This is a genomic window from Janthinobacterium sp. C22 (genome assembly GCF_057919405.1).
In genome coordinates, this window is the sequence record NZ_CP193659.1 from 4,153,156 (window position 1) to 4,171,983 (window position 18,828).

Annotated in this window: 17 protein-coding genes; 11 read left to right on the forward strand and 6 right to left on the reverse strand. The window is 67.6% G+C overall.

The features are described from left to right. Positions 1–14: 14 nt before the first annotated feature. Positions 15–2,465, reverse strand: coding sequence for a membrane-bound PQQ-dependent dehydrogenase, glucose/quinate/shikimate family (locus ACRHIG_RS19530; protein WP_489627565.1), 2,451 nt, complete (start codon positions 2,463–2,465; stop codon positions 15–17). A 310-nt stretch (positions 2,466–2,775) separates the two neighbouring features. Here ACRHIG_RS19530 and ACRHIG_RS19535 point away from each other — a divergent pair, with 310 nt between their 5' ends. From ACRHIG_RS19535 to ACRHIG_RS19570, 8 genes are all read left to right on the forward strand, one after another. Beyond that, a complete protein-coding gene (locus ACRHIG_RS19535; RefSeq protein WP_489627566.1) occupies positions 2,776–4,455 on the forward strand; it encodes a methyl-accepting chemotaxis protein in 1,680 nt (559 codons plus the stop codon). A 49-nt stretch (positions 4,456–4,504) separates the two neighbouring features. Then, positions 4,505–5,032, forward strand: a complete 528-nt coding sequence (locus ACRHIG_RS19540) for a hypothetical protein (protein WP_489627567.1) — start codon at positions 4,505–4,507, stop codon at positions 5,030–5,032. A gap of 91 nt (positions 5,033–5,123) precedes the next feature. Continuing rightward, positions 5,124–6,005 (forward strand): HDOD domain-containing protein, encoded by an 882-nt coding sequence (locus tag ACRHIG_RS19545; protein ID WP_489627568.1) that lies wholly within the window; start codon positions 5,124–5,126, stop codon positions 6,003–6,005. An 87-nt stretch (positions 6,006–6,092) separates the two neighbouring features. Next, positions 6,093–6,719 carry a response regulator gene (locus ACRHIG_RS19550; RefSeq protein WP_475414865.1) on the forward strand — a complete coding sequence of 209 codons (627 nt, stop codon included), beginning with the start codon at positions 6,093–6,095 and terminating at the stop codon, positions 6,717–6,719. A 45-nt stretch (positions 6,720–6,764) separates the two neighbouring features. Continuing rightward, positions 6,765–7,127, forward strand: a complete 363-nt coding sequence (locus ACRHIG_RS19555; protein ID WP_475414864.1) for an Hpt domain-containing protein — start codon at positions 6,765–6,767, stop codon at positions 7,125–7,127. Then, entirely contained in the window at positions 7,124–9,355 is a 2,232-nt protein-coding gene (locus ACRHIG_RS19560) for a hybrid sensor histidine kinase/response regulator (protein ID WP_489627569.1), read from the forward strand. The genes ACRHIG_RS19555 and ACRHIG_RS19560 overlap by 4 nt, the downstream gene beginning before the upstream one ends. Positions 9,356–9,520: 165 nt before the next feature. Next, a complete protein-coding gene (locus ACRHIG_RS19565) occupies positions 9,521–11,218 on the forward strand; it encodes a sensor histidine kinase (protein WP_489627570.1) in 1,698 nt (565 codons plus the stop codon). Between the two features lie 48 nt (positions 11,219–11,266). Next, a complete protein-coding gene (locus tag ACRHIG_RS19570; protein ID WP_489627571.1) occupies positions 11,267–11,491 on the forward strand; it encodes a hypothetical protein in 225 nt (74 codons plus the stop codon). Between the two features lie 7 nt (positions 11,492–11,498). On the opposite strand, the gene ACRHIG_RS19575 is transcribed toward ACRHIG_RS19570, so the two are convergent. Further along, positions 11,499–11,633: a hypothetical protein gene (locus ACRHIG_RS19575; protein ID WP_489627572.1), complete on the reverse strand. Its 135-nt coding sequence runs from the start codon at positions 11,631–11,633 to the stop codon at positions 11,499–11,501. Between the two features lie 72 nt (positions 11,634–11,705). Here ACRHIG_RS19575 and ACRHIG_RS19580 point away from each other — a divergent pair, with 72 nt between their 5' ends. From ACRHIG_RS19580 to ACRHIG_RS19590, 3 genes are read left to right on the forward strand one after another with little or no spacing between them, the layout of a single operon-like run. Continuing rightward, positions 11,706–12,110 carry a PDC sensor domain-containing protein gene (locus ACRHIG_RS19580; protein WP_489627573.1) on the forward strand — a complete coding sequence of 135 codons (405 nt, stop codon included), beginning with the start codon at positions 11,706–11,708 and terminating at the stop codon, positions 12,108–12,110. Beyond that, positions 12,053–14,698 (forward strand): response regulator, encoded by a 2,646-nt coding sequence (locus ACRHIG_RS19585; protein ID WP_489627574.1) that lies wholly within the window; start codon positions 12,053–12,055, stop codon positions 14,696–14,698. Before ACRHIG_RS19580 ends, ACRHIG_RS19585 begins: the two co-directional genes overlap by 58 nt. Positions 14,699–14,731: 33 nt before the next feature. Then, complete coding sequence (locus ACRHIG_RS19590; RefSeq protein ID WP_257218626.1) at positions 14,732–14,857, forward strand: hypothetical protein; 126 nt, start codon at positions 14,732–14,734, stop codon at positions 14,855–14,857. A 7-nt stretch (positions 14,858–14,864) separates the two neighbouring features. Here ACRHIG_RS19590 and ACRHIG_RS19595 read toward each other — a convergent pair whose 3' ends face one another. The 4 genes from ACRHIG_RS19595 to ACRHIG_RS19610 form a co-directional block, all read right to left on the reverse strand. Next, positions 14,865–15,932, reverse strand: a complete 1,068-nt coding sequence (locus ACRHIG_RS19595; protein WP_489630834.1) for an NnrS family protein — start codon at positions 15,930–15,932, stop codon at positions 14,865–14,867. Beyond that, positions 15,902–16,075 (reverse strand): hypothetical protein, encoded by a 174-nt coding sequence (locus ACRHIG_RS19600; RefSeq protein ID WP_489627575.1) that lies wholly within the window; start codon positions 16,073–16,075, stop codon positions 15,902–15,904. The genes ACRHIG_RS19595 and ACRHIG_RS19600 overlap by 31 nt, the downstream gene beginning before the upstream one ends. 124 nt (positions 16,076–16,199) lie before the next feature. Next, a complete protein-coding gene (locus tag ACRHIG_RS19605; RefSeq protein ID WP_086147379.1) occupies positions 16,200–16,862 on the reverse strand; it encodes a response regulator in 663 nt (220 codons plus the stop codon). Between the two features lie 24 nt (positions 16,863–16,886). After that, positions 16,887–18,773: a type IV pili methyl-accepting chemotaxis transducer N-terminal domain-containing protein gene (locus ACRHIG_RS19610; RefSeq protein ID WP_489627576.1), complete on the reverse strand. Its 1,887-nt coding sequence runs from the start codon at positions 18,771–18,773 to the stop codon at positions 16,887–16,889. Between the last annotated feature and the right edge of the window lie 55 nt (positions 18,774–18,828).

Below are 18,828 nucleotides of genomic sequence, written 5' to 3' on the forward strand. Positions count from 1 at the left end.
CGCACCGGACTTGCTTACTTCCCTTTCCCCGCCTCCTTCACCGCCTCGTCCGGCAAGGCAAACGCCACCAGGCTGTCGCCCATCTTCGTGCCCAGGGAGCCATGACCGCCGGCCATGACGACGACATACTGCTTGCCCGTCTTGTCGGAGACATAGCTCATCGGCGTGGCCTGGCCGCCGGCCGGCAGGCGGGCTTTCCATACGGTCTTGCCGTTGCGCACGTCGTAGCCGCGGATGTAGTAGTCGAGCGTGCTGCTGAGGAAAGCCACGCCGCCGCCCGTCGTGCTGATGCCGCCCAGGCTGGGCACGCCCAGCGGCAAGGCGATGGGCACGGGCGCGCTGTCGCGCGTGGTGCCGTTCTTGTGCATCCACACTTTTTTCATGGTGCGCAAATCGACGGCGGCGATATAACCCCACGGCGGCGCCTGGCACGGGAAGCCCAGCGGCGACAGGAAGGGCTTGATTTCCACGGCAAACGGCACACCCGTCTGCGGCTGCAAGCCCATCTCCGAACCCGTGCCGCCCTTCGCATTGGCTTGCGCGCGCGGCACCAGGCGCTCCAGAAAGCCCATGTAGTCGGGATTCACCAGCAGCAACTGGCGCACGGGATCGACGGCCGCCCCGCCCCATTCGAAGATGCCCAGCGGGCCCGGCGAGATGATGGCGCCCTTGATCTTGCCTTCGGCCACCGTTTGCGGCGTAAACGGCCCTTCATAGCGGTGCTGGCGGAAGATGATGCGGCACGCGAGCTGGTCGAACGGCGTCGTGCCCCACATATCCGTCTCGCTGATGTGCTTCTCGGGCAGGAACGTCAGGGCCGAGAACGGCTGCGTGGGCGACAGCTTGTCGCCAGGGGCCGCGTTGGCCGTCGGCACGGGTTTTTCCGGCGCCGGCACGACCAGGCTGCCGTCGCGCCGGTCGATCACGTAGATGTCGCCCCGTTTCGTCGTGGCGACGACCGATGGGACTTTGCCTTTCGGCGTGTCGATGTCGACCAGGGTGGGCTGGCCGCCGATATCCATGTCCCAGATATCGTGGTGCACGGTCTGGTAGACCCAGCGCACCTTGCCGGTGGCCAGGTCCAGCGCGACGATGGCGCTGTTGTATTTCTCGCCATGCGGGTTGCGGTTGCCGCCCCACGTGTCGGGCGTTTCATTGCCCATCGGGATGTACACCATGCCCAGCTTTTCATCCACGCTGGAGACGCCCCAGGAATTGGGCGAGTTGTTCGTATAGGTCTTGCCATCGGCGATCGGCGCCGTGTCGTCGGGGTTCGAGGCATCCCAGTTCCACATCAGCTTGCCCGTGACGGGATCGTAGCCGCGGATCACGCCCGATGGCTCTTCCGTGGAAAAATTGTCGGTCACGCTGGCGGCCATCACCACCACGTTCTGCGCCACGGCCGGCGGCGACGTCGGCATCAGAAAACCGCGCTTCTTCATGCCCATGCCGTGGTACAGGCCGATCACGCCATTTTCACCAAAGCTCTTGCACGCTTCGCCCGTATCGGCATTGACGGCGATCAGGGTCGCATCCATGGTGGGCGCGAAGATGCGGCGCGGGCACTCCATGCCGGCCGCCTCGGGCGCAGGGTCGCCTTTGGCGCGGCCCGCATTGACGTCCCAATACGCCACGCCGCGGCAGATCATGTGCTGGTAGCTCGACGCGTCGCGGTTGATCTTCGGATCGTGGCGCCAGAGCTCCTTGCCCGTGTCCGGATCGAGCGCGATGACGATATTGTGCGGCGTGCAAATATACAGCATGCCGTTCACCTTCAGCGGCGTGACTTCGTTGGCGATCTCGCCCGGGTCGTTCGGCCCCTTGAAGTCGCCCGTGTGGTAGACCCACGCCTGTTTCAGCTGCGCGGCGTTGGCCGGCGTGATCTGCGCGGCCGGCGCATAGCGGTCGCCATAGCCGGAGCGGCCATACGCGGCCCAGTCGTTGGGCGCCACGCCCGGCGCGAAATCGCCCTGCGGCGCCGCCGCCATGTTTTCGGCCGGCACTTCGCCATGCAAAGTGTAATAGTCCTGGAACAGGGAAAAGATACCCACGGCGGTCGTCAGCACCACGGCCGCCGTCAGGGCGCTCTTGCCCGCGTCGCGCGGTTTTGCGCCGGCCGTCAATGGCGGGTCGAGGCGGCGGTCGACGAACGGCAGCAGCAGCCAGACGGCGGCGGCGAACCAGATATCGAGACGTGGCAGCAATTGCCACCAGTCGAACTTCACTTCGATGACGGACCAGATCAGGGTGGCGAACAGCAGCAGGGCCAGGAAAAGCTGGGCGCTGCGCCGCCCCTTCCACACGAGCGCGCCCGCGACGAGCATGCCGATGCCGGCCACCACGTAATACCAGGAACCGCCAAGGCTGACGAGCCAAGCGCCGCCGCCAACGAGCGCCAGTCCAAGCAGGATGAAGATGACTGCGGTGAATACTAACAAGGGTCCAGGCCGGGCAGAGGCAGTCATGATGCTCCTTTACAAGAGTCAGTCGGCGGCACGCGCCTGCGCACCGTATTTGATGGCGATCAAGCAAATCCCATTTTTTCACCAATCGGCAAAGCGTGCCACACGCGAGAACGCGCGCCGCGCGCCGTGTGGCTTTTTATACACGGGCCGGCGGTCCAGACAGGCACAACAGTACGATTTTGATGAAAATCATTGAATAAAATAAATCAACAACAAATTTCTCGAATAAAACATATTTTTATCGTAGAATGGAAAAAACACCGAAAACAACCATTTTCTTGAATTTCACTTCATTGGAGCGGCGCCCATCATGACCATCGCTAAACGGCTGTACGCCTTGATCCTTTCCGTCGTCGTGGGACTGGCCGCCCTGGCGGGCTTTGGCATCTACCAGATGGACCGCGTGTACGCGGCGGCCAGCTATGCCACCGTCAACACGGTGCCCAGCCTGCTGACCCTGAACCAGGCTTTCGTGCCGTTCGCGCAGATGCGCACGGCCGTCTGGCAGCACATGGCCAGCAAGGATGCCGCCAGACGCGATGCCCTGGAAGCGGGCATCAAGCAGGCGCGCGCGGCGGTCGGCAAGGCGCTCGACCAGTATGAAAAAGACGATATCACCGATGAGCAGGACCGCGCGCTGCTGGCCGCGGAGCGTGCCGTGCTGGCGCGCTACGACACGGTGCGCGACAAGGTGCTGGCGCTGTCGAAGGCGGGCGAACTGGACGCGGCACGCGACTTGCTGATGGAAAACCAGCCCATCATCAAGGAACTGGTCGACGCCCTGGCCGCCCACCACCGCTACAACGAAAACCTGGCCGCCAGGGGTGCCGCCGACGGCGCCGCCGCCGCGGCCAGCGCGCGCTGGATTTCCATCGGCCTGGCCCTGGCCGTGACGGCGCTGGTGGCCGGCATGGGTCTGCTGCTGGCGCGGCGCATCGCCGCCTCGCTGGCCGGCGCCATCGGCGTGGCCCGCAGCATCGCGGGCGGTGACCTCAGCGTGCAAGTGAACGCCACGTCGAACGACGAGGTGGGCCAGCTGATGCTGGCCATGGCGGACATGAGCGCAAGCCTGGTGCGCATCGTGGCCGAAGTGCGTGCGGGCACGGACAGCATCGGCACGGCCTCGGCCGAAATCGCGGCCGGCAACCTGGACCTGTCGGCGCGCACGGAACAGCAGGCCGGCTCGCTGGAAGAAACCGCCTCGGCCATGGAAGAACTGACGGCCACCGTGCGGCAAAACTCGGACAATGCCCGCCAGGCCAAGCAAATGGCCGTCAGCGCCTCGGACAAGGCACAGCGTGGCGGCCAGGTGATGGACGACGTGATACGCACCATGGAAGCGATCGACGGCTCGTCCAACAAGATCGCCGACATCATCGGCGTCATCGACGGCATCGCCTTCCAGACGAATATCCTGGCCCTGAATGCGGCCGTGGAAGCGGCGCGCGCCGGGGAACAGGGGCGCGGCTTCGCCGTCGTGGCCACGGAAGTGCGCAACCTGGCCCACCGTTCCGCCGCCGCCGCCAAGGAAATCAAGGTACTCATCGGCGACTCCGTGGAACAGGTCGAACAAGGCGGCAAGCTGGTACAGCAGGCCGGCGCCGCCATGACGGAAGTGGTCGACACCGTACGCGGCGTGACCGACATCGTCAGCGAAATCTCGGCCGCCAGCGCGGAGCAAAGCACGGGCATCGAGGAAATCAACCGCGCCGTCACGCAGATGGATGAAGTCACGCAGCAGAATGCGGCCCTGGTCGAAGAAGCGGCGGCGGCATCGCAGTCGCTGCAGGAGCAGGCGGCCAGGCTGGCTGGGGTGGTAGGCGCCTTCAGGCTGGCGCCAGGCCAGGCCGGCGCGGCACCGCAAGCGCCTGCCACCCGGCGGCCCGCACAGCACAAGGCGGCGCTCAAGCTGGTCGCCACGCGGCCCGCAGGCCAGGCCAGAGCCACGGCGCCGGCCGCCGCCGATGCGGGCGACTGGGACGTCTTTTAGGTCCGCCATTACGCAGGATCACTTGCCTAGATAGCATTGGAGCACTGTCATGAACACCTTCCTCGCCATCCACCCCTTCCTTCGCTGCGAAGACCTGTCGCTGATGCGCCCGGCGCTGGCCCTTGCCGGCCTGGCCTTGCTGCTGGCCGCCCTGCTCTGGCGCCGCACCCGCTGGCGCCGGGCCGGCCGCGCGGCGCCGGCCGATCTGCATGCGCTGCTGCAGATGCGCAAAACGGCACCGCCAGCCAAAGCGGCTGACAGCGCACCGCCGCCAGCCAAGGCGCAGGAAACGCTGCCGTTCGACGCGGCCCGCCTGGACGCCATGTTCGGCTGCGACCGGCGCCTGCAGGGCGAAATTCTGGCGCTGTTCGTGGCCGAGACGCGCGACCGCCTGGCAGGCATCGCCCATGCGTTGCGCTGCGAGCGGGCCGCCCCGGCGCGCGTGCTGGCGCAGGAAATCCTCGACGGCAGCCAGTCCATGGGCCTGCTCCCTTGCAGGCGCTGGCGCGCCAGGCCGTGCATGCGGGCTTTTCCAACGATACGGGCGCGCTGCGCCGCCTGCATGCGGAACTGCTGATGGCGCTCGATGCGCTGTCGCAGGCGGTCACGGCCCTGCAAACGGCGGGCGCGGCGCAGGCAGATGCGCGCGGCAGCGTCGGGAGCCGGCCATGAGCGCGCACATCGACCTGGCGCGCCTGCTCGGCGGCACCATCCTGCCTTCGCCCGCCTGGCGCAGCCAGTGGCTGGCCACCTTGTGCCAGCGGCAGCTGCCGCTCGACGAGCTGGCGGAACAACTGGGCTGCGATCCCGTCCTGACGGGCAAGGTCATCGGCCTGGCGAATGCGGGCGTGCCGCCGGGCGAGCGCATGCATGCGGCCGTCAACGCCACGATGCTGGCGGCCATCGGCTTGCCCGCCCTGCGCCAGGCGTTCGCGGCACCCGCCCTGCCCGCGCCCACGTGCGCGCACTTCGACGCGCAGCGCTTCTGGTCGCACTCGCTGGCCATGGCGTGCGCGGCCCGCGTGGCCGGCGACGCGCTGCAGCTGGCGCCGGCCGATGAACTGTACAGCTGCGGCTTGCTGGCCAACTGCGGCCAGCTGGCCCTGGCCACCTTGCAGCCGCGGGAATATGAAGAACTGCTGGAGCAGCACGGCAATGGCGCCACGGCCCGGCTGCTGTGCACGGAGTCGCAGCGCTTCGGCCACCACCAGCTGGCGCTGTCGGCCATCCTCATGCGGGGCTGGGGCATGCCGGACATCCTGTGCGACGCCGTGCGCTGCCATGCCGCGCCGCCCGGCTTCGGGCGGGCCGGGCGCATGACGGACCTGGCCTGGCTGCTGAAGCTGGCCAGCGGCTTCGCCGACCTGATATTGCGCAACGGCGCGGGACCGCGCGGGCCGGCCCTGGCCGCCGCGCGGGTGCTGGGCCTGGACGGGGAGCGCATGGAAACCCTGCTGCGCCACAGCAACGCCGAGTGGAGCGAGTGGCGCGAGATCCTGGAACCGCAGGCCCATCTTGTCCCCTGCCGCGCGCGCACGCCAGGATTTTAGTGAATTCATCTAATTCGTTGAAATTGATTTTTTGAGCGCGATTGCGTATCATTCCCTTCAACTTCATATGCGACCATAAAGCCCATCATGCACACTGCAGACGTTTGCACTACCCAAAAGGCCGCCGAGATCCTCGGCATCTCGGTGACATCGGTGCAGCAACTGGTCGAGGCGGGCGTGATCGAAGCCTGGAAGACCAAGGGCGGCCACCGGCGCATTCCCCTCGCGGCCGTCGAAGCCTACAAGGGCAATCCCGGCCAGCCGGGCCAGGATCAGCGCGCGGCACGCGCCAGCCGCCCCGCCCCATCGGGGCGCCCGCCCTCCATCCTCGTGATCGAAGACAATCCGATCGAGCGCGCGCTGTATGAAAAGCAGATCGGCTCATGGGGCTTGCAGGCGGACTTGCGCTTTTGCGAGAACGGCTACCAGGCGCTGATGGAAATCGCCCGCGACCAGCCCGACATCCTGCTGGCCGACATCGTCATGGAAGGCATCGACGGCTACGAAGTGATCCGCACCATCCTGGCCGACCCGCTGCTGGCGGACATGCACATCGCCATGCTGTCGAGCCTGACGCCGGAGGAACTGGAAGAACGGGGCGGCGTGCCGCCCGGCGTCGTCTTCTTTGCCAAGCCCGTCAATTACGACGAGCTGCGCGGCTATCTGCGCGCCTGCTGCGCCGGCCATGCGCGGCGCAACAGCCTGGCCGCCTAGCGCGTCACCTTCGCGCCACCGCTTTCCCCTCGCCACGGAGCCGCCATGCCAGCCTATCGCCACATCGATCCCGCCGTGCTGTTCCAGGCCACCGGCCAGGACCTGGACATGTTCCGCGCCCTGTCCCAGACCTACCTCGACACGTCGCCGGCCATGTTTGCGCGCGTCGAGCAGGCCGTGCGCGGCGGCGCGGCGCAAGCCATCGTGCATAGCTGCCATACCTTGCGCGGCACCGTGGCCCTGCTGGGCGCCGGCGCCCTGGTGGCGCGCCTGGCGGAACTCGAGCGGCTGGTGCGCCACCAGGGCGTGGCGGCAGCGGACTGGCTCGATGAGACGGCGGCGCTGCTCGGCGCGGTGGAGCAGGAGGTTCGCCGCAGCATGCTTGAATACACGGGCGCGCAGGCATGAACGCGCGCCAGGCCGCCCTGCGCCTGGTGCACCGCTACCGGCCGCGCACGACGGCGGCCGTCGTCGGCCTGGTGCTGGTGGGCCTGCTGGCGCTGCGCATCGCCGTCTCCGGCGTGCTGCTGTACCGCGAAGCCGTCGATGACTGGAAACAGGACCTGTCCAACCTGTCGCTGCTGCTGGCGGAAAACACGGCGCAGAGCATCACGGCCGCCCGTCTGGTGCTCGACGGCGTCAGCAACGAGATCGGTGCCCCCGCGGACGCGCCAGCGCTGGCCGCCGCCGTCGGCACCCCGGCCATGCACCAGACGCTGCGGCACAAGATCGGCGGCGTGCCGCAAGTGGACGTGGTGTCCATCGTCGGCAGCGACGCCAGCGTGCTGGCCTTCAGCCGCGCCTTTCCCGCGCCGTCCATCCGCCTCGGCGAGCGCGACTACTTCGAGTATCACCGGCGCCACCCGGACGGCGGCATGCATGTCAGCGCACCCGTGCAAAACAAGGGCAACGGCGCCTGGACCTTCTATATCAGCCGGCGCATCAGCGGGCCGGACGGCCGCTTCCTGGGCGTGGTGCTGGTCGGCCTGTCATGCGACTTCTTCAGCAAATTCTTCCAGAGCACCAGCATCGGCGAACACACGGCCTTTTCCCTGTACCGCAGCGACTACACGCTGCTGGCCCGCTGGCCGGCCGTACCCGAGATGATGGGCAAGCGCAACCTGACGGGCAGCACCTACCGCCTGCTGGAACAGGGCAAGACCGATGGCGTGCTGCAGGTGGACACGCCGCGCGCGGCCGAGCGGGGACGCACGGTCGATCGCCTGGCCGGCGTACGGCTGGTGCGCGACTATCCGCTGGCCATCAACGTGACCGTGACGGACGAAGTCTACCTGGCGGGCTGGCGGCGCATGCTGCGCACCATGGGCGGCGCGGCCGTGGTCAGCCTGCTCGTGCTGGCCGGGGCCATCGCGCTGATCATGGCCCTGCTGCGGCGCCAGGAGCGCGACGCGGCCATGGCGCTGGCGCTGCAAACGCGCGCCGAAGCGGCGAATGCCGCCAAGTCGCGCTTCCTGGCCGTCATGAGCCACGAAATCCGCACGCCGATGGCCGGCATCGCCGGCATGGCCGAACTGCTGCGGGACACCGCGCCCGATGCGCCGCAGCGGCAGCATGCGCAGCGCATCGGCGATGGCGTGCAGCACCTGATGCGCATCCTGAACGATATCCTCGACCTGTCCAAGGTCGAGGCGGGCCAGATGGGCATCGAGCTGCGCGACTTCGATCCGCGCCAGCTGCTCGATGACGTACTGGCGCTGCACCGCCCGCAGGCGGACGGGAAGCAGTTGTGCCTGGTCAGCGAAATCGGCAGCAGCGTGCCGCCGCTGATTTGCTCGGACCGCACGCGCCTCGCGCAAATCCTCGGCAACCTGCTCAGCAATGCCATCAAGTTTACGCCCGCCGGCACGGTGAGCGTGCGCCTGCACCTGGAACCGGCCACGCCGGACGGCGCCAGCGCCTGCCTCGTCGCCATGGTCAGCAACCAGGGCATCGGCATGACGGCGCAGCAGCTGAGCCGCATCTTCGAACCGTTTTGCCAGGCCGACGACAGCATCAGCGGCGCCTATGGCGGCACGGGGCTGGGCCTGACCATCTGCAAGCACCTGGTGGCGCTGCTGGGCGGCCAGATTTTCTGCAGCAGCATGCCCGGCGCCGGTTCCCGCTTCACCGTGCGCCTGCCCTGCCGGGCGGTCCAGGCACCGGAGCCGGAGCCGGAACCAGAGCCAGAGCCAGAACTGGCGCCGCCATCGGAACCGGCCGCCCCGCCCGCAACGGCCCCGGAAGGGGGCGCGCGCATCCTGCTCGTCGAGGACACGGCGCTGAACCGCCAGCTGGTGTGCCTGCAGCTGAGTGCGCGCGGCTACAGCATCGACACGGCGGAGAACGGCGCGCTGGGCCTGCAAGCGCTGGCCGCACAGCCCTACGACCTGGTCCTGATGGATTGCATGATGCCCGTCATGGACGGCTACCAGGCGTGCCAGGCCCTGCGCGCCCGCGAAGCGGCCAGCGGCGCGCCGCGCCTGCCTGTCATCGCCCTCACGGCCGGCGTCACCGAGGACGACCGGCAGCGCTGCATGGCGGCCGGCATGGACGATTATCTGCCCAAGCCGTTTACGGCCGCCCAGCTGCGCGCAATGGTCGACCGCTGGCTGACGCGCCAGGCGGCGATACGCTAGCGAGCCGCCCGGCCCGCGCACAATACAACACTTTCTCCGCAAAAATCATTTTATTCGATAAAATCAATTATATTCGATATAATTGATAAATCGACGCGCCAGTGACGCCGGGCATCCTCGCACAACGGCACAATTGGAAGAACCGACGGACCTTGCGGAGGCGGCATGCGGCAGCACAGACACTGGAAGGCCATGGCCTGGGAACGCTGGGAGCGTTGGGATACGCGCACCCTGCTGTCGCTCTTCATGGCCATCCTGCTGGCGGGGCTGTGGGGCATCACCGTGCTGCAATTGCGGCACGCCCGCGACGCCGCCATCGCCAGCGCCGGGCGCGATGCGCGCAGCATGGCGCGCGTCTTCGACGAGCATGCGATCCGCACGATCGAAGCGGCAGACCAGGCGGCCACGTACTTGCGCAGCCGCTACCAGGCGCTGGGCAGCCGCCTCGATATCGTGGCGGATCTGCAGCAAGGCCTCAATCCCGGCCCCCTGTACAACCTGTTCAGCATCGTCGACGAACAGGGCGACACGGTCCTGTCGAGCCGGCCCTTCCAGCCGACCAACCTGGCCGACCGCGAGCACGTACGCGTGCACATGCGGCGCGACAGCGGCGAACTGTATATCAGCAAGCCAGTACTGGGCCGCGTATCGAAAAAATGGTCGATCCAGATGACGCGCCGCATCAACCATGCCGATGGCCGCTACAAGGGCGTGGTGGTGGTCTCGATGGACCCGTATTACTTTACCCGCCTGTACGACGAAGTCGATCTGGGCGACAACAGCTCCACCGAGCTCGTCGGCAGCGACGGCGTGGTGCGCGCGCGCCGGGTCGGCACCGTCAACACCATCGGCCAGGATATCGGCGGCAGCAAGGTATTTTCTTTAATGCAAGGTAAAACGCGGGGCAGCTTCATCGAACGCAGTCCCGTCGACGGCGCCCTGCGCTTTTATGCGTTCGAAAAACTGGCCGGCTACCCGCTCTACATGCTCGTCGGGCTGGACCGCGACACGGTATTGGCCGACTACGTCTCGCGCCGCGACCAGGCGCTGCTGATGGCGGCCATCACGAGCGCGCTGATCGTGCTGTCGTGGGCCGCGCTGGTGCTGCTGATCGGCCGCCTGGTCGACAGCCGCGCCAGGGCCATCGCCGCCAGCGAGGCCAAGTCGCGCTTCCTGTCGAACATGTCGCATGAATTGCGCACGCCCCTCAACGGCATCCTCGGTTTTTCCGAGCTGCTGCAGGAACAGCTGCGCGAGCCGGAACAGACCGCCTACGCGCAAACGATACACGACAGCGGCCGCCAGTTGCTGGCCATGGTTGAGGCGGCGATGGAATTGAGCGCGCTCGAGCATGACCAGGTACGGCTGGAGTCCAGCGCCGCGCCACTCGACCAGCTGCTGGAACTGGCGCTGGCGCCGCACCGGCCGCGCGCGGCGCACAAGGGCCTGCAGCTGGCCGCGCAAGTGGCGCCCGCCACGCCGCCCAGCATCGATTGCGACCGCGTCCGCCTGGTGCGCGTGCTCGATATCCTGCTCGACAATGCCATCCGCTACACGGCCGCGGGCCGGGTCGACGTACACGTCATGCACAGCGGCGCGGAGCTGCGGATCGAGGTGCGCGATACGGGCATCGGCATCGCGCCGGCGCAGCAGGGCCTCATCTTCGACAAATTCTCGCAGGCGGACGATTCGCCAAGCCGCGCCCATGACGGCGCCGGCATGGGCCTGGCCATCGCGCGCCAGCTCATCACCTTGATGGGCGGCAGCATCGGCGTGGCATCCGTGCCGGGCCAGGGCGCCGTCTTCCGCCTGCACCTTCCCCTGTCCCTTGGGGGCAAATTGACCACACTATCACATGCATAGTTGTGCACAAAAGTTGTTCTCCATCCCTATCGGGTATAGCATCGCCACATGACCTATCACACAGATGCGGCGGCGGTGCGCAGACAATGGATCGAATGGCTGTTCTTGCTCCTCGGGCTGCTCATCGTGGCTGCCGCCCTCGCCTACGCGCATCTGGCCGAAGCCGCGCGGCATGACGCGGCCGAACGCGAGCGCCTGAGCGTGCTGACGGCGCTGCTGGCAAAAACATCGAAGTCGACCTGGAAGCGACCAACCTGGTGCTCGGCGGCGTGATCCGCGACTATCTCGCCGCCGGCGCCGCACCCGACGCGGGCCAGGCGCTGCCGCGGCGCCTGGCCGCGCTGGTCGACGCCATGCCGGGCGTGCGCACCATGCTGGTCATCGACGCAGACGGCAAGCCGGTCGCCACCAACATCCCGGAACTGGCGGACCAGGATTTTCGCGCCGCGGCTACTTCCAGACGGCGCGCGACGCCCCCGATGCGCGCATGCTGTACGTCTCGGCGCCCTTCCATTCCTTCAAGGGCGACCTGGTCATCACGGCGTCGCGCATGGTGCAGGACAAACAAGGCCGCTTTGCCGGCGTGGTGGTGGCCACCTTCGCCCCCGAATACTTCACGGCCAAGTTCCGCACCGCCATGTACGCCCCCGACGTCTGGGCCGTGGTGCTGCATGGCGACGGCCGGCAATTCCTCAACTATCCCGCCAGGAATGCCAACGGCGCCGATATGGACGTCCCCGGCGGCTTCCTGCGGCGCTTTCGCGACAGCGGCTATCAGGCGGGTGTCCTGAGCGGCGTCGAAATTGCCGGCGGCGCCGCCCCCGCATCATGGCCATGGCGACCATCGCCCCGCCGGCCCTGCACATGGACCGCGCCCTCTTCATCGGCCTGAGCCGCGAAGAGGCGGCCATCGCCGCCCCGCTGCGGCGCCAGGCGCTCGGCTACGTTCTCGCCTTTGCCATACTGGCGCTGGCCGCGGCCAGCCTGCTGTTCTGGAGCCAGCGGCGGCGCCGCCAGCAGGCCGCCTGGCATGCGGAACAGGAAAGGGAGCGCCAGGCCATGCAAGCCGTGTCCGACAGCGAAACGCGCTTTCGCACCCTGATCGAAGACGCCCCCGTGGCCATCGCCATCCTGCGCCACGGCCGCTTCATCTACTCGAATCCCCGCTACCGCAGGCTGCACGGCTACACGGCGGATGACAATCTGAACGGCCTGCCCTGGTCGGCCATGATCTCCGCGCAATCGCAGGCGGCGCTGGCCGCCAATGAAGCACTGATCGAGGCGGACTCGCCCGCCGAACAGGTGTTCGAGGCCGTCGGCCTGGGCAAGCAGGGCCTGCCCGTGCCCATGTTCAAGACCACCACGCGCGTGGTGCTCAAGGATGGACCGGCGACCCTGATCTTTGCTCAGGATATTTCCGCGCAAAAGCAGGCCGAAGAAGCCATGCTGCTGGCGCGCGACGCGTCCGAAGCGGCCAACCGCAGCAAGGCCGAATTCCTCGCCAACATGAGCCATGAAATCCGCTCGCCCCTCAACGCCATCCTCGGCATGGCCTGGCTGCTGGAACGGGACGGTCTCGAAGGCGAAGCGCTGCTCATGGCGCGCAAGATCCGCGCCGCCGGCCAGTCCCTGCTGGGCATCATCAACGACGTGCTCGACGTGTCGAAAATCGAGGCGGGCCACATGACCATCGAACGGGCGCCGTTCCGCCTGGCCGAGGTGATCGAAAAAATCGCCGCCAGCATGGGCGTGGCCGCGCACGACAAGCCGATCGAAGTGCGCATCGGGCCGCTGCCCGATGGCGTCGACCACGTGATGGGCGACGCGCTGCGGCTGGAACAGGTGCTGGTCAACCTGACCAGCAATGCCATCAAGTTCACCGCGCAGGGCACGGTCGAGCTGACGAGCGCGCTGGAAAGCCGCGACGGCGACGCCGCGGTGCTGTGCTTTTGCGTGCGCGACACGGGCATCGGCATCGCGCCCGAGGTGCAGGAAGCGATCTTTTCCGCCTTCGCCCAGGCCGACACCTCCACCACGCGCCGCTTCGGCGGCACGGGCCTGGGCCTGACCATCTGCCGCCAGCTGGTGCGTCTGATGGGCGGCGCGCTGCGCCTGACAAGCGGTCTGGGCCAGGGCAGCGCATTCAGCTTCACGGTGCCGCTGCAGTTGCTGCCCGCCAGCGCCCCGTCCTCGCCCGACATGCAGGGCTTGCGCGTCCTGCTGGCCGATGGCAAGGCCGACACGCGCGCCGCCGTGGCCGCCGTGGCGCGGGGCCTGGGCTGGAGCGTGCATGCCGTGTCCGGCGGCCAGGCGGCACTCGAACATGCGCTGGCCTGCGCCGGGGACGCGCGGCCCGGCGTCATCGTGCTGGCCGCGCGCATGCCGGACCTGGACGGGCAAGCCACGGCGCGCGCGCTGCGCGAACACCTGCCGCCGCAGGACTGCCCCATCGTCATCCTGGCGGCCAGCGGCGCGCCGGCGACGGCGCCAGCGCGCCGCCATACGGACCCGGCCAATCCGGCCGATGCCATCCTCAACGAACCGGTGACGGCCTCCAGCCTGTACAACGCGACGATGGAAGCGCGCCGGCGGCGCGCCGAAGCGGCCGGCCTGGACGCGGGCCACGCGGCGCTGGGCGAACGCGTGCTGGCCGGCGTGCGCGTGCTGGTGGTCGACGACAGCGAGATCAACCGCGACGTGGTCAAGCATATCCTGTGCGACCAGGGTGCCCTGCCCTCGTTCGCCTGCGATGGCCAGCAGGCGCTGGACTGGCTGCTGGCCCACCCGGCCGACGTCGACATCGTGCTGATGGATGTGCAGATGCCTGTGATGGATGGCTTGCAGGCGACGCGCGCGCTGCGCCAGTTGCCGCAGTTCCAGGACTTGCCCGTGGTGGCCCTGACGGCCGGTGCGTTCCAGACCCAGCGCGCGGCGGCACTGGAAGCGGGCGTGAACCATTTCATCAGCAAACCGTTCGACGTGCCGCAGACCATCGCCCTGATCGCAAGCGCGCACCGGCGCCATGCGCAAGGGCTGCCGGCCTTGCCGACGGTCATGGCCGCAGCCGCGACGCCCGTGCGGGCGGGCGGAGCGGCCTCCGTTATCGACCTGAAGCAAGGGATGGCGCAGTGGCTCGGCGAAGCGCCCTACCGCCAGCACCTGTCGCACTTCGGCAACACCTACCGCAACACGGTGAGCGCCATGCGCGCGCTGCTGGCGGCCGATGCACGCGGCGACGCCGCCGCGCTGGCGCACAAGCTGGCCGGCGTGGCGGGCAGCCTGGCCCTGCCCGCCACGCTGCAAGCCGCACAGCAAGCCGAACAACTGCTGCACGGGGGCGACGATGCGTCAGCCGCGCTCGATGCACTGGAACAGGCGCTGGCGCACGCCATCGATGCCGCCGCCGCATACACGGCACAGGCGCCGGCGCCCGGCCAGGCAGCCGTGCCAGAAACGCAACATGGCAGCGCATGCGAATGATAGACTTGCCAGTATGAAAATTCAGGAGACGCCATGATCTGGTGCAGGGATTTGCTGTTGAGAGCCTTGATGCTGGGCCTGCTGCTATTCGTCGTGGGCGAATCGCTGTCCTACTGGACGCCGGAAATCAGAAAACTGCTGGCCTGGCGCCCGTTCTGATACCCGCCTAGCCTTCGCGGCCATCCACCCTGGCGCGCCACAGATACGGCGCATACACGCACGCATACAGGCCAAAGGCCAGCGACCAGCACGCGCCGGCGGCCAGCAGCAGCGGCATGGCCAGCGCGGCGGGACCGACGGCGGCCAGCAGGCGCGCCAGCGCGCCCAGCTGGATCAGCCAATACATCGCCGCTTCCGCCCTGCCGCCCTTGAGCGCACGGCCCGTGTGGCCCAGCGTGGTGCGCGTCATCATGCCGATGATCAGGCCCGCCATCGAGCCCACCGTCAGCGCGTGCAAGGCGGCGCTGGCCGGCAGCAGGCCCAGGCTGGCGGCCGCCAGCAGCGCGAAGCCGATGCCTATCCACGCATACGACAGGTGCAATATCCACAGCAGCGGCACGCGCACCGTGCGCTGCGGCTGCCACGCCAGCAGATTGGCCAGCGACACGCCGGCAGCACAGAACGCCAGCGGCGCCGTCAGCCAGGCCGGCGCGCCGGCCAGCCACGCGATCGCGGCGGCCGCCATGCAGGCCACGGCAATCAAGGCCCGCTGCGGGCTGGCCACCGGCGTGCTGCCAGGCGCGCCATTGCGGGTAAACATGGGAATGACGCGCGCGCCGATCACCGATTCGATCAGCACGATGATGAAGATGGCCGCCTGCACCGGCACAAACAGCGACAGCGGCAGAGCGCCCAGCACGGCCGCGTGAAACAGGCCGTTGGCCAGCGCCAGCAAGGCCAGCAGACCGACGAGGAACAGGTTGCGCGTATTGCCCGAGCGGCGCAGCACGCGGTACAGGGGCCAGGCGGCCAGCGGCAGGAACAGCCACTCGACCAGCGCCGCCAGCAGCCCGGGGCCGCACAGCATGGCCACGCGCCCCGCCAGCCACAACGCCACCAGCGCCATCAGCGCCGTGCCGTGCGGCGTCGGCAAGCCCGTCCAGTTGCGCCCCGCCGTGTACAGGAAACCCACGACGACGGCCACGGCGAAGCCGAACACCATCTCGTGCATGTGCCAGCCCAGTCCCACGTGCAGACCGCCCGTCAGCCAGCCCGCATAGCTGGCCAGCCACAGGGTATGGTGACGGCCGCAAACACGGCCGCCAGCAGGTAGAACGGGCGGAAACCCAGTTGCCAGACGGCGTGGCCGGCTTGCCAGGGCGCCGCGCCGGAGGCGGCGGGAGAGGAAGAAGGTTCGCTGATCGGAGTGATGGCCATGATGGAGTCGCCTTTAAAGATATATTCAATATACTACTTTAAAAGCGCAGATGCCGCCATCGGCATAAAGGACTAGAGATAATAGCCATGGGGTCCGGCCCGGCGGGTCAGACCCCAACTCGGGCTACTTCCCCTGGCGGTGCTCGACCGCGTACACGGCCGCCTGCACGCGGCTCGTGAGGTTGAGTTTTTTCAGCACGTTCTGCACGTGGATCTTGACCGTGCTTTCGGCCAGGTCCAGGGTGCGCGCGATGCCCTTGTTGCTCTCGCCGCGCGACAGGCAGTCGATGATTTCCTTTTCGCGCGGGGTGAGCTTGTCCAGCTCCGACACGGGCTCCTCGCGCCGCGTGCCCGCCTGCAACTGCGCCACCAGCTTGCCCGTCATCGCTTCGGCGATGACGACTTCGCCGGCCGCCGCGCGGCGGATGGCGCGCACCAGGTAGTCGGCGTCGATATTCTTGATCAGATAGCCGCAGGCGCCCGCGCGCAGGGCCGTGGCCAGGTCTTCGGCGTCTTCCGACACGGTGAGCATGACGATGGCCGTGTCGGGGCAGTCGTGCTGCATCAGCTGCAGCGCTTCCACGCCGGACATGCCGGCCATGTTCAGGTCCAGCAGCACCACGTCGGGCTGCAGCTGGATGGCGCGCTTGATGCCTTCCACGCCGTCGGCGGCCTCGCCCACGACGGAAAATTCCGTATGGCGCTGCAGCAGCGAGCGTATGCCGCTGCGGAACAGCGCGTGGTCGTCCACCAGCATGACGGTGATCGGTTTATCGGGAGTCTCCATTTTTTTGTACTTTCTGATAGTGGCTTAGGCGGCGCGGCGCTGCTCGCGCGACAGATGCAGTTCGACGGTCGTGCCGCCGCCGGGACAGGCATGCACGTCGAACGTGGCCTCGATGCGCTGCGCGCGCTCGCGCATGATATGGATACCGACATGGTTGTCGCCCTTTTCCAGCACGGCGGCAGCGTCGAAGCCGACGCCATTGTCGCTGATCGTCAGCGTAAAATCCTGGTGGTCAGCGAGGCGCACCTCGACGTGGCTGGCCTGCGCGTGCTTGCGGATGTTCGACAGCGCTTCCTGCACGATGAATAATAACTGCAATTGCTGCTCGCGGGGGAATGGCGCGCCGTCGACGTCGGCCAGCAGCTCGGCATCGATGCCCGTCTGGCGGCGGAATTTGTCGAGCGCCGCGCGCAGGGAGCCGATCAGGTCATCTTCCATCAGGCGGCTGCGGAAATTGGCCAGCAGTTCGCGCACGTCCTCGTAGCTTTCCTTCACGCCCGCGTGCAGGGCCGGCACGATGCCCGCCACCTCGTCGAAGCGCGCGTTGCGCACGGAGTCGTCGAGCATCTGCACCTGCAGGTTGAGGAAGTTGAGGCTTTGCGCGATGCTGTCGTGCAGGCCCTGCGCCACCAGGTTGCGCTCTTCGGAAATAGCCATTTCGCGCTCGCGCGCGGCCAGGCGCAGGTTTTCCAGCGCGATGCCCAGCAGCTGGCCCAGGGTTTCCAGCAAGGCCAGCTCGCGCGCGGAAAACACGCGCGCATGGCGGAAATGCAGGTTGAAAAAGCCCAGGTGCTGTTCGTGCGCATGGATGTGGAAGACGGAAACGGTGGCAAAACCCTCGCGGTGGCAGCGCAGCTCGTGCGCCTTGTCGATGCGGCGCATGTCGTGCACCTTCGCCACCTTCATCTCGACGGCCGTGCCGCACAGGCAGTCGCCCACCTTCAGGCAATGCTCGGACGCCACCAGTTCTTCGGACAGGCCCGTATGCACCACCATGTGCAGGTTGCCCCGCTCGGCGTCGAGCACGCGCACGGTGGAGCCGTCGGCCTCGAAATAATCGACGATGCGCTGCATGAAGCCGCCGCAGATGTCTTCCAGCGGTTGCGGGCGCTGCAAAAAGGCCGCGCTTTCGTACAGCAGCGCCAGCTCGCGGTTGCGGTATTCCAGCGTGGCCGTCTTGCTGCGCACGCCCTCTTCCAGGTTGCCGTACAGCGCCTGCAGACGGTCGGCCATCTGGTTGAAGCCGCTGGCCAGCTGGCCGAATTCGTCATTGCTTTCGACGGCCAGGCGCACGCTGAAATCGCGCTCCTTCATGCGCTGCATGCCCAGGCGCAGCCGCGTCACCGGCTCGATGATGAGCATGAACATCAGGTAAATCATGCTGACCGTGCCGATGACGGCCATGCCGACGAGGATCAGCTGCGAGGCGCGCAGCCAGAAAGTGCGCTGCTCGCTATCGTGCTCGATCAGGCGCACCAATTGATCGACCTGGCCGACGAAGGTATCGGCGTCATGCTCGAACTGGCGCGCGCGCGCGGCGGAATCGGCGGCCAGCGCGGCCGGGCGCAAGGCGCCGCGCCAGGCGGTGCCGATGCGCTCGAATTCGGATTTGATGGCCGTGCTGGGGGGCAGGAACAAGGGGCGCTGCGGGTCGCCGTGGCCAATCTTGGCCAGGGTCTCGTCGATCAGCAGCACCTGCTGGCGCGCCTGTTCGCGGGCGTCGCTGGCCAGCAGCAGGGTCAGGCGGTAAGTCTGCATGCGCAGCCGGCCCGTCTCGTTGATGGCGGCCGAACTGCCTTCGAGCTGCCACGACAGGAACAGGGTGCAGCCGATGGCGCTCAGGGCCAGCACCAGCATGAGCAGCAGCGCGCCGACGATCTTGGTCGACAGCTTCTGCCAGGAAGAAAACATCGCCTTCAATTTCATACTACCCCTAATAAATACCTGTTTGTGGCCCCTATGCAGT